4 protein-coding genes and 1 riboswitch are annotated in these 11,746 nt (G+C 73.3%); of the genes, 1 reads left to right on the top strand and 3 read right to left on the bottom strand.

Features of this window, described 5'->3' with window-relative positions:
• Positions 1–204, top strand: a riboswitch (cobalamin riboswitch).
• A gap of 116 nt (positions 205–320) precedes the next feature.
• A complete protein-coding gene (gene cobN, locus ABZ463_RS38990; protein WP_362784674.1) occupies positions 321–3,914 on the top strand; it encodes a cobaltochelatase subunit CobN in 3,594 nt (1,197 codons plus the stop codon).
• 19 nt (positions 3,915–3,933) lie between these two features.
• Here cobN and ABZ463_RS38985 read toward each other — a convergent pair whose 3' ends face one another.
• From ABZ463_RS38985 to ABZ463_RS38975, 3 genes are all read right to left on the bottom strand, one after another.
• Positions 3,934–4,986, bottom strand: coding sequence for a TauD/TfdA family dioxygenase (locus ABZ463_RS38985; RefSeq protein ID WP_362784672.1), 1,053 nt, complete (start codon positions 4,984–4,986; stop codon positions 3,934–3,936).
• Complete coding sequence (locus tag ABZ463_RS38980) at positions 4,983–10,409, bottom strand: amino acid adenylation domain-containing protein (RefSeq protein WP_362784669.1); 5,427 nt, start codon at positions 10,407–10,409, stop codon at positions 4,983–4,985. The genes ABZ463_RS38985 and ABZ463_RS38980 overlap by 4 nt, the downstream gene beginning before the upstream one ends.
• Positions 10,409–11,746, bottom strand: a 1,338-nt coding sequence (locus ABZ463_RS38975) for a non-ribosomal peptide synthetase (RefSeq protein ID WP_362784666.1), incomplete at its 5' end; no start/stop codon positions are given. The genes ABZ463_RS38975 and ABZ463_RS38980, both read right to left, overlap by 1 nt.

The following is an 11,746-nucleotide window of genomic DNA, read 5'->3' as shown; positions in this document are numbered from 1 at the left end:
TAACTCCAGTTTCTTGCGGGGACCTCGCTGCCGTAGTCTCATCGTTGGCGACGGCAAAAGGGAGGAAGCCGGTGTGAATCCGGCGCGGTCCCGCCACTGTAACCGGGGAGCGAACCCCATCCAGCCACGGTCCGGCAACGGGCGGGAAGGCCGGGGGGAGCATCGATCCGGGAGCCAGGAGACTCCAGCCGTCGTAGCCGACGACGACCCGGGGCGAGGACCCCGAGGGAGGAAAGCCCTGTGCGCTGTTCGCCGTTCCCCAGCCGCAAGCCCGCACCGCCGTTCACGGCCGCGCCGCTCCCCGCCGGGGAGCGTGGCGAATGATCCTCCTGCTCTCCACCTCCGACACCGACCTGCTCAGCGCCCGCGCCAGCGGCGCGGACTACCGGCTCGGCAATCCCGCCAGGCTCACCGCGGGGGACCTGCCTCCCCTCGTCGAGGGCGCCGACCTGGTCGTCGTACGGCTGCTCGGCGGGCGCCGCGCCTGGGAGGAGGGCCTGGACGCCCTGCTCGCCGGGCCGCTGCCCGTCGTCGTGCTCGGCGGCGAGCAGGCGCCGGACGCCGAGCTGATGGAACTGTCGACCGTGCCCGGCGGGGTGTGCGCCGAGGCGCACGCCTACCTCGCCCACGGCGGGGCCGCCAACCTCGCCGAACTGGGCCGCTTCCTGTCGGACACGCTGCTGCTGACCGGCCACGGCTTCGCCCCGCCCGCCCCGACGCCCGCCTGGGGCGTGCTCGAACGCCGGGCGCGCCGTGAGGAGGGCCCGGTCGTCGGCGTGCTCTACTACCGCGCCCACCACGTCGCGGGCAACACCGCCTTCGTCGAGACGCTCTGCGCCGCGATCGAGGACGCGGGCGCCCGCGCGCTGCCCGTCTACTGCGCCTCCCTGCGCAGCGCCGAGCAGGGCCTGCTCGACACCCTGGGCACGGTCGACGCCCTGGTGGTGACCGTGCTGGCCGCGGGCGGCACCCGCCCGGCCACCGCGTCCGCGGGCGGCGACGACGAGGCCTGGGACGTCGGCGCGCTCGCCGAACTCGACGTGCCGATCCTGCAGGGCCTGTGCCTGACCGGCGGCAGGGCCGCCTGGGAGGCCAACGACGACGGCCTCTCCCCGCTCGACGCGGCGACCCAGGTGGCGATCCCCGAGTTCGACGGGCGGATCATCACGGTGCCGTTCTCCTTCAAGGAGATCGACGGGGACGGCCTGACCGTCTACGTCGCCGACCTCGAGCGGGCCTCCCGCGTGGCGGGCATCGCCGTACGGCACGCCGTCCTGCGGCACGTCCCGCCCGCAGAGCGGCGGATCGTGCTGATGCTGTCGGCCTACCCGACCAAGCACTCCAGGATCGGCAACGCCGTCGGCCTCGACACCCCGGCGAGCCTGGTGCGGCTGCTTGCCGCGATGCGCGAGCACGGCTACGACATCGGCGCCGAGGACGAACTGCCCGGCGTCACCGGGCAGGACGGCGACGCGCTGATCCACGCCCTCATCGCCGCCGGAGGCCAGGACCCCGACTGGCTCACCGAGGAACGGCTCGCGGGCAACCCGGTGCGGATCAAGGCCTCCCGCTACGCCGCGTGGTTCGCCACGCTGCCCGAGGACCTGCGGACCTCGGTCGAGGAGCACTGGGGGCCCCCGCCCGGTGAACTGTTCGTCGACACCTCCGCCGACCCGGACGGTGAGATCGTGCTGGCCGCGCTGCGCGCGGGCAACGTCGTCGTCATGGTGCAGCCGCCCCGGGGGTTCGGCGAGAACCCCATCGCCATCTACCACGACCCCGACCTGCCGCCCAGCCACCACTACCTGGCCGCCTACCGCTGGCTGTCCGACGGCTTCGGCGCGCACGCCGTGGTGCACGTCGGCAAGCACGGCAACCTGGAGTGGCTGCCCGGCAAGTCGGCGGGCCTGTCGGCCTCCTGCGGCCCCGACGCCGCCCTCGGGGACCTGCCGCTGATCTACCCGTTCCTGGTCAACGACCCCGGCGAGGGCACCCAGGCCAAGCGCCGCGCCCACGCCACGCTGGTCGACCACCTCGTCCCGCCGATGGCCCGCGCCGACACCTACGGCGACATGGCCAGGCTTGAACAGCTCCTCGACGAGCACGCCTCCATCGCCGCGATGGACCCGGCCAAACTGCCCGCGATCCGGGCGCAGATCTGGACGCTGATCCAGGCCGCCAGGCTCGACCACGACCTCGGCATCGAGGACCGTCCGCACGACGCCGAGTTCGACGACTTCCTGCTGCACGTGGACGGCTGGCTGTGCGAGGTCAAGGACGTCCAGATCCGCGACGGCCTGCACGTGCTCGGCGCGGCCCCGCAGGGTGCCGTCCGCGTCGACCTGGTGCTGGCCATCCTGCGCGCCCGCCAGATGTGGGCGGGCGGCATGGCGCTGCCCGGCCTGCGCGAGGCGCTCGGCCTGCGTGAGGACGGCACCGCCGGGCGCCTGGGCGTCGACGAGGCGGAGGCCGAGGCCAGGTCACTGGTCGAGGCGATGGAGGAACGCGGCTGGGACCCGGCCGCCACGGCCGAGGTCGCCGCGTCCGTGACGGGCGGCGACCGGGAGCAGGTCGGGCGTGTCCTGCGGTTCGCGGCCGAGGAGGTCGTCCCCAGGCTGGCGCGCACCGTGGACGAGATCGGCGCGATCCTGCACGCCCTCGACGGCGGCTACGTCCCGGCGGGACCGAGCGGGTCGCCGCTGCGCGGGCTGGTCAACGTGCTGCCGACCGGCCGCAACTTCTACTCGGTCGACCCGAAGGCCGTGCCGAGCAGGCTGGCCTGGGAGACCGGGCAGGCGATGGCCGAATCGCTCCTCGAACGCTACCGCTCCGAGCACGGCGACTGGCCGCGCTCGGTCGGCCTGTCGGTGTGGGGCACCAGCGCCATGCGCACCGCAGGGGACGACGTGGCCGAGGTGCTGGCGCTGCTGGGCGTGCGCCCGGTGTGGGACGAGGCGTCGCGGCGGGTCACCGGCCTTGAGGCGATCCCCGCCGGGGAACTGGGCAGGCCCAGGATCGACGTGACCGTCCGCATCAGCGGCTTCTTCAGGGACGCCTTCCCGCACGTGGTCGCCCTGCTCGACGACGCCGTACGGCTGGCCGCCGGGCTGGACGAACCGGACGAGGACAACTACGTCAGGGCGCACGTGCTGGCCGACACCCGTGAGCACGGCGACGAGCGCAGGGCGACCATGCGCATCTTCGGCTCCCGTCCCGGGGCGTACGGCGCCGGGCTGCTGCCGCTGATCGACAGCCGCAACTGGCGCGACGACGCCGACCTGGCCGAGGTGTACGCCGTGTGGGGCGGCTTCGCCTACGGAAGGGGCGTCGAGGGGGTCCCGGCCAGGCAGGACATGGAGGCCGCCTACCGGCGGATCGCGGTCGCGGCCAAGAACGTCGACACCCGCGAGCACGACATCGCCGACTCCGACGACTACTTCCAGTACCACGGCGGCATGGTCGCCACCGTCAGGGCGCTCACCGGCAGGGCCCCCGCCGCCTACGTCGGCGACAGCACCCGCCCCGACGCGGTCCGCACCAGGACCCTGTCCGAGGAGACCTCCAGGATCTTCCGCGCCCGGGTGGTCAACCCGCGCTGGCTGGCCGCCATGCGCAGGCACGGCTACAAGGGCGCCTTCGAGCTGGCCGCGACCGTCGACTACCTGTTCGGCTACGACGCCACCACCGGGGTCGTGGCCGACTGGATGTACGACAAGCTCGCCGCGACCTACGTGCTCGACCCGGAGAACCGGGCGTTCCTGTCCGAGTCCAACCCGTGGGCGTTGCACGGCATCGCCGAACGCCTGCTTGAGGCGGCGGGCCGGGGCATGTGGGAACACCCCGACCCGGACGTCCTGCGCGAGCTGCGGGAGGTCTACCTCACATCGGAGGGGGACCTGGAGGACGGCGCCTGACCGGTCCCCTCCCGAGGAGTCAGGAACGGCGGCCGAACCAGCGGCGCCTCTTCGCCGGTCCGGCCGCCGGGGCCGCGAAGCCGCCCAGCGGCGGGACCGTCGGCGCGCAGTCGTCCAGGGCGACCGGGTCACCCATCGCGACCACGATCCTGCGGCCGCCCCGGAACGCCTCACGGGCGTGCGCCGACAGGATGTTGTCCACGATCAGGACGTCACCCGGCCGCCACGTCTCCCTGACCGTCGCCCGCCGGTAGGCCTCGTCGATCGTCTCCACGTCCTGCCTGGAGATCGGCTCGCCGTCGCCGTAGGCCGTGTTGAAGGGCAGGTTGTCGTGCCCGAGGTCCTCAAGGAACACCTCACGCACCTCCGGGTCGAGCGCCCACTCGTTCCAGAAGACCGTGTGGTTGAACCACACCTCCTCCCCGGTCCCCGGGTGGCGGATGGTCGCCGAGCGGCGCTGCGTCGTCCGCAGCCTGTCGCCGTCCAGCCACTCGTGGGCGATGTGGTTGGCCGCGCAGTACGCGGCGACCTCGTCCCTGTCCTCGGTGCCGAAGGCGGTGCGCCAGCCGAGGCTGATGTGGTCGCCGTAGTTGCGCACCAGGGACCAGCCGTGCGCGCGGAACCGGTCGGCGAGCGGCGCCGGGATGTCCCCGAGCACCTTGCGCACGTCGGTCACCGGGGTCGCGCCCCCCTGGTCGGGGGCGACCAGGCAGCCGAACATCAGCAGCCCGGGGAAGCTGAGCGCGTAGCTGTTCTCGTTGTGCGGGCGGATCGCCTGGGACGGCGGCAGGTCCGTCGAGGAGTAGACGTCCTTGCCGAAGTGGCTGCGCGGGGTGGCCTTCTCCACATACCCGGCGGGCCTGGAGACCAGGGCGTCACGCACCTCGGCGAAGTCCTCGACCCCCGTGAGCGGCAGCCCCCGCAGGTAGAGGGCGCCGTGGACGTCCAGGCCCGCCCTGAGGGCCTGACGGTTCTCCCGCAGCCACTCGCAGGTCTCCCTCAGACCGGTCCCCTGGGCGTCGGCCGCGGCGGGGCGGCCGTCCTCGACCTCCCAGGCGATGGTGGTGTTCACGATGCGCGCGTCCTTTCGAGTTCTTCGATGCCGACGAGGTCGTCGGGCCTGGCGTCGGGCACGTCGTCGTCGAAACGCGCCAGGGTCCTGATCCGGAGGCCCGCGACCGTCAGCAGGGCGATGCCGAGCCCGCACAGCAGGTAGAGCAGCCCGATGCCGCGTCCCGGCCCGGTGCCGATCACCACGCCGAGGGTGCCGGCGAGCGGGCCGCCCGCGGCGAGCAGCGGGTCGAGGAGGGGGGCGGCGAGCGGGGCGATGACGCCGAAGCCGATCGGTGTGGTCGCCGCGGCGATCATGGTGTTGACCGCGATGACGCGCCCCTGGAAGCGGTAGGGCACCTTCACCTGGATGATCGTCATGATGACGCCGTTGATCAGCGCCAGCGCGTAGGACATGCCGAAGGCCCCGGCTCCGATCAGCCAGAGGTTGGGCCGCAGCCCGATCAGCAGTCCCGAGACCGCCATCAGCGTCGTGGTGAGGATCACGCCGCGCAGCCTGCGGTGGGTCGGGCCGCCCCACAGGCTCATGGTGACGCCGCCGGCGACCGCGCCCGCTCCGGCCGCGACCGCCATGGCACCGGCGGCGGTCAGCGAGGAGAAGGACAGCACGAGCGGCGAGACCATGACGAACATGGGCGCCAGGAACAGGTTCACCCCGGCGAAGAGGGCGAGCATGGCCCGGAAGCTCCGGTGCCCCAGCGAGAACCGGAAACCGTTGGCGATCTCCGCGGACATCGGCTCACGGCGGCGCAGCCCCAGCGTGGTGGGGAACCTGACGAACAGCACCACGACGACGGCGAAGACGTAGGCCGCCACCTGGATGGTCAGGATGCCCTCAAGGCCGATGGCGGCCAGCAGGCCGACCGCGACGAGCGGGACGAGGAACTGGGCGGTGCCGATCGCCAGCTGCACGATGCCGTTGGCGTGCCCGAGGTAGCGTTTCGGCACCAGCTGCGGGATCGACGCCTGGTAGGCGAGCCGCTGGAAGGTCGCGGAGACCGAGACGACCGCTATCAGCACGTACAGCGGGGCGACCGTGAGCCCGCCGGTGAGCAGCAGGGCGAGCATCGCCGCCTGGGCCAGCCCCGAGCACAGGTCACCGGCGATCATCACCCGCCGCCGGTCGTGACGGTCGACCACGGCGCCCGCCAGCGGCGCGACGCAGATTCCCGGCACCAGGGCGAGCAGGGCGATGAGCCCGAAGTGGACCAGGGACCCGGTGACCGTGTAGATCCAGATCGGCACCGCGAACTCGGTCAGCGCCGACCCGGTCAGCGAGACCAGCTGCCCGAGCGCGACGGCCAGGAAGCGGCGCACGTCCGGCTCCCGCTCCCGCCGTACGGCGGCCCGCCGCGTCACGGAGTCCTGCAGCCACCAGGTGCCGCCCGCCTCCCGCGAGTGCTCCCGGCGCCAGGCCTCGTCGGCGGTGTGGGTGCCCGTCAGGATCTGGGCCAGCTCACCGGCGCGGTACTTGGGGAAGAAGTGGCCCGCCTCGTCGATGACGACCAGCGAGGCCGACTCGGACACGAAGCACCACTCCTTGAAGCGCTCCTGGTAGAACTCGGTGCCCGGGTCGCGTTCGCCGACGACCGAGATGACCGGCGCCCGCAGCCGCGGCTGCTCGGCGGCCAGGATCCGCGTGTAGTACTCCTCGGCCATCCGGCCGTCCTCACGCATCAGCTCGACGGTGAAGGCCACCTGCTCCTCGTCGAGTCCGGACACGTCGCCGCCGATGGCGCGCAGTTCGGCCGCGACCCTCCTGGTGCCCTGCAGCCGGTCGTTGATGAGGCTGCTGAGCGGGCCGAGGAGACGGCCCCTCGGCTTGGCGAAGGGGAAGATGCCGCCCAGGTAGAGGGCGTCGAGCTCACGGCCGGACGCCTCGACGTGGCGGGCCAGTTCGATGGCCAGGGCGCTGCCGGGCGCGCAGTGCCCGTAGATCACGACGGGGCCCCGGACGCGTTCGGCGATCTCCTCGGCGCAGAGCCTGGCCACCTCCTCGAAGGGCAGCTGCCCCTCCTCGCCCGGCTCGCGCCCCGGCGCGGCGACCGCGTAGAGGGAGTAACCGGCGGGCATCGCGTCGGCGAGCGTCTGGTAGACGACCGCGTTCGCGCCGCCGTACGGCACGCAGATGACGGAGCCGACCCGGTCCTCGGGGGCGACCGGGCGGGTCAGCTCGGCCAGGACGCGGCGCGGCGCCGCGGCCCCGGCCCGGCGTTCGGTGACGAGCGTGGCGAGGGCGGCGACCGTGGGGTGGGTGAACATCTCCAGCACGCCGATCGGCGGCCTGCTCTCCGGGAAGGCCTTGCGCATCCTGGCCACGACCTGGGTGGCCAGCAACGAGTGGCCGCCGAGCTCGAAGAAGTCGTCGCCGGTGCCGACCCGTTCGAGGTCGAGGACTCCCGCCCAGATGGCGGCGACGGCCTCCTCCGTCGGATCGGCCGGGGCGGTGTAGCCGGGGCGCAGGTCGGGCCGTTCCGGCTCCGGGTCGGGCAGCGCCGCGCGGTCCACCTTGCCGTGCGCCTGGAGCGGGAGCCGGTCGAGCCAGACGAACCGGCCGGGGACCATGTACTCGGGGAGCCGGTCGAGCAGGAACGCCCGCAGCTCGGCGGCGCCGGTCTCCGGCGCGTCCGGTTCCCGTTCGAGCCACGCGACGAGACGGTCGCCGCGCAACCCGGCCACACCCTGGACGACGCCGGGCAGGGCGCCAAGCGCCGCCTCGACCTCGCCGGGCTCGACCCGGTAGCCGCGGATCTTCATCTGGTGGTCGGCCCGGCCGAGGAAGTCGAGGCGCCCGCCGGGGAGCCACCGGACGAGGTCGCCGGTGCGGTACATGCGCGCGCCCGGCTCGCCGTACGGGTCGGCGACGAAGCGTTCCGCGGTGAGGCCCGGCCTGCCGAGATAACCCCTGGCCAGGGTGTCGCCGCCGACGTAGAGCTCACCGGCCGCCCCCGGCGGCACCGGGCGCAGCGCCCGGTCGAGCACGTAGACGCGGGCGTCGGGGAAGGGGCGGCCGACGGGCCAGGCCGTACCGCCGGACAGGGCCGACGGGTCCACCCGCTCGCCGGTCACCGCGACGACCGTCTCGGTCGGGCCGTAGCTGTTGAAGATCGCGCAGCCCGCGCGGGAGGCCAGGTCACGGACCCAGGCGGCCGGGGACGCCTCACCCGCCAGGACGAGCGCCCGGCGCGGCAGCAGCCGTTCCGGCTCGACCTCCGCGCCGAGCGCGGCCAGGTGGGAGGGCGTCATCTTCAGATAGTCGAGGCCCCGCACGGCCTCGGCCAGTTCGGGCCCGGAACCGCGGCGGGGCAGCTGGTGCAGGATTCCGCCGCCGGTGAGCGGCAGGTGGAACATCAGCATGCTGAAGTCGAAGGCGAGCGACTGGAGCAGGCCGAAGGTGGCGCCGGGCACGATGTCGTACTCCTGGCGGATGTACTCCAGGTAGGCCACGATGTGCCGGTGCTGGACGCCGACCCCCTTGGGCCGCCCGGTCGTGCCGGAGGTGTAGATCACGTAGGCGAGGTCGCCGGGGCCCGCCACCGGTTCGAGCGGCGTGTCGTCGCCCGGGCCGTCCAGCCGGTCCATTTCGACGACCGGGCCGGTGAAACCGCTCGCCCGCTCGCGCAGCGCCGAGTCGGTGACCAGCAGCACGGCCGAGGCGTCGGCGAGCAGAAGGTCCATCCGTTCACGCGGCTGCTCGGGGTCGAGCGGCAGGTAGGCGCCGCCCGCCTTGAGCACCGCGAGGATCGCGACGGCGGCCTCCACGGTCTCGTCGAGACAGATCGCCACCCGCGTGTCGGGGCCGGTACCGAGCTCCCGCAGCCGCCTGGCCAGCCGGTTGGCCCGGCTGTGCAGTTCGGCGAAGGTCAGCGACCGTTCCCCGGCGACGAGGGCGAGCGCGTCCGGGGTCCGCGCCGCCTGCGCCTCGGCCATCTCGCCGAGCGTGCGATGCTGCGGCCGCCAGGTACGGGTGCCCGCCCACTCGCCGAGCAGCGTGCGCCGCTCCCGCTCGCCGAGCAGGTCCACCTCGGACAGGCGCAGCGCGGGATCGGCCGCGGCCTGCCGCAGGAAGCGCCGCATCGAGTGTTCGACACGCTCGACGGTCACGGCCTCGAACAGGTCGGTCCGGTAGGTGATGAAACCGCTCAGCCCCTCGGGGGTCTCGCTGACGTACAGCGCCAGGTCGAACTGGGTGGCGCGCAGCCGCAGGTCGAACGGGCTCACCTCAAGCCCCGCGACGGTCGTCTCACGGACCGCCCGGTCGACCAGCGTGAACGTCGCCTGGAAGACCGCGGACCGGCCGGGGTCCCGCTCGACCCGCAGGTCGTTGACCAGCCGGTGGAAGGGGTAGTCCTGGTGCGCCAGCGCGCCCAGCACGGTCTGCCTGGTCTCGCGCAGGTGCTCGGCCACGGTCGGGTCCGCCCCGGTACGGCCGCGCAGGGTCACCATGTTGACGAAGGCGCCGACCACCCCCTCAAGCTCCCGGTAGGGCCGTCCGGCCACCGGCGAGCCGATCGCGAAGTCGTCCTGGCCCGCGTGCCGGGCGAGCACCGCGTGGTAGGCCGCCAGCAGGGTCATGTAGAGCGTGACGGAGTGCGCCCTGCCCAGCTCGCGTACGGTCTCGGTCAGCTCGGCGTCCCAGGTGAAGGAGTGGGCCGCGCCCTCGAACCGCTGCTCGGGAGGCCGGGGACGGTCGGTCGGCAGCTCCAGGTCGGGCAGCCCGGCCAGTTCCGCGCGCCAGAAGGCGCCGTCGGCCTCGGCCGCGGGCCCGGCCAGCCGCTCCCGCTCCCAGACGGCGAAGTCGCCGAACTGCACGGCCGGGCCCGGCGGCGGACCGGGGGTGCCCTCGCGCAGCCCGCCGTACAGGGCGAGCAGCTCACCCGTCATGATCTCCAGCGACCGGCCGTCGCTCACGATGTGGTGGACGAGGAGCATGAGCACGTGGTCGCCGGGCCCGACGCGGACCAGTGACGTCCGCAGCGGCGCGTCGCTCGTCAGGTCGAACGGCCGGGCCGCCTCCGCGCCGAGGATCTCGGCCGCCCGCTCCACGTCCTCCGCCTCGGTGACCTCAAGCGTGACGGGCCACGGCTCGTCGACGACGACCCTCGGCCGCCCGTCCTGGGTGGCGGGGAAACGCATCCGCAGTGCCTCGTGCCCGGCCACCAGCGCGGTCAAAGCCTCGGCGAGCAGCGCGACGTCCAGCTCCCCCTTCAGGCGCATGGCGACGGGAAGCGTGTAGGCGACGTTCCCCGGGGCGAGCTGCTCCATGAACCACAGCCGCTCCTGCCCGCTGGACGGTGGCGGTTCGGTCCCCGGAGGACGGGGCAGGACGGTCGCGCTCCCCGCCCGCCCGCGCAGTCGCTGTGACAGCAGGGCGCGTTTGTCGGCGGTGAGGGCGCCGGCACGCTCCGACAGCTGGTCGGTCATCAGGCGGTTCTTCCTTCTATGTCGTTGATGAGCAGCGCCTCGACGGTGTCGGCCAGCCGTTCGACCGTGGGGTCGGTGAAGACCGCGTTGACCGGTATCTCCAGGTCCACGGCCGCCCTGATCCTGGCGGCGACCCGGATGGCCAGCAGCGAGTTGCCGCCGAGGGCGAAGAAGTCGTCGCGCACGCCGATCCGCTCGACCCCGAGCACCTCGGCCCAGACCTCCGCGACCAGCTCCTCGGCCTCGGTCCTCGGCCCCTGTTTCTCCTCGGCCGCCTCCCCCCGCACGGGGGCGGGCAGGGCGTCGCGGTCGACTTTGCCGTTGTGGTTGAGGGGGAGGGTGTCGAGGATGACGAGGGCGGTGGGGACCATGTAGGCGGGCAGGGTTCGCCGGGCGTGTTGGAGCAGGTGGCCGGGGTCGGTGGGGTTCCGGGTGGTGAGGTAGGTGACGAGGCGTTTGTCGCCGGGGTTGTCCTCGCGTAGCAGGGTCACGCTCTGGACGACGTCGGGGTGACGCAGAAGGACGGCGTCGATCTCCCCGGGCTCCACCCGGAATCCACGGATCTTCACCTGCCCGTCGGCCCGGCCGACGAACTCGACGTTCCCGTCGGCGCGGCGCCGTACCAGGTCGCCGGTGCGGTACATGCGGGTGCCGGGCGGGCCGTAGGGGTCGGCGACGAAGCGTTCTGCGGTGAGGCCGGGCCTGCCGAGGTAGCCGCGGGCCAGGTGGTCCCCGGAGATGTACAGCTCCCCGGGCACCCCGGTGGGAACGGGCCGCAGCGCGGCGTCCAGGACGTAGGCGCGCGTGTTGTCGAGCGGCCCGCCGATCGGGACGGTGCCCGCGGGCGTCTTCGCCGTCCGGTGGGACAGCGCGAACGTCGTGGTCTCGGTCGGGCCGTAGACGTTGGTGACGACGCCGCCCGCGTCCAGCACACGTTCGACCGCCGCGGGGGAGGCCGCCTCACCTCCCGTCCACAGTTCGGGTACGGCCGCCAGCACCTCGGGTGAGCCCTCGGCCAGGACGTTGAACAGCCCCGTGGTCAGGAACACCCCGGTGACGCGTTCCTGCCTGAGCATCTGTTCGAGGGTGGGCGCGTCGAGTACGCCGGGCGGGGCGACGACCACCGTCCCGCCGTTGAGCAGCGGCACCCACACCTCGTAGGTCGAGGCGTCGAAGGCGAACGCGGAGTGCGACAGCACCCGGTCGTGCCCGGCGAAGCGACGGTCGGCCGCCAGCGCCACCACGTTGTGGTGGGTGACGGCGACGCCCTTGGGGGTTCCGGTGGAGCCGGAGGTGAACATGACGTAGGCGAGCTGCCGGGGGTCGGTTTCACGGAC

The organism is Streptosporangium sp. NPDC020145, assembly GCF_040631275.1.
Taxonomy (GTDB): Bacteria; Actinomycetota; Actinomycetes; order Streptosporangiales; family Streptosporangiaceae; genus Streptosporangium.
The sequence above is the reverse complement of the archived record's forward strand: the minus strand, read 5'-3'. Positions and strand labels throughout refer to the sequence as shown.

Bases quoted from the DNA above. Each gene is read 5' to 3' on its own strand.
- cobN (WP_362784674.1), top strand. From the start codon at position 321: ATGATCCTCCTGCTCTCCACCTCCGACACCGACCTGCTCAGCGCCCGC.
- ABZ463_RS38980 (WP_362784669.1), bottom strand. From the start codon at position 10,409: ATGACCGACCAGCTGTCGGAGCGTGCCGGCGCCCTCACCGCCGACAAA.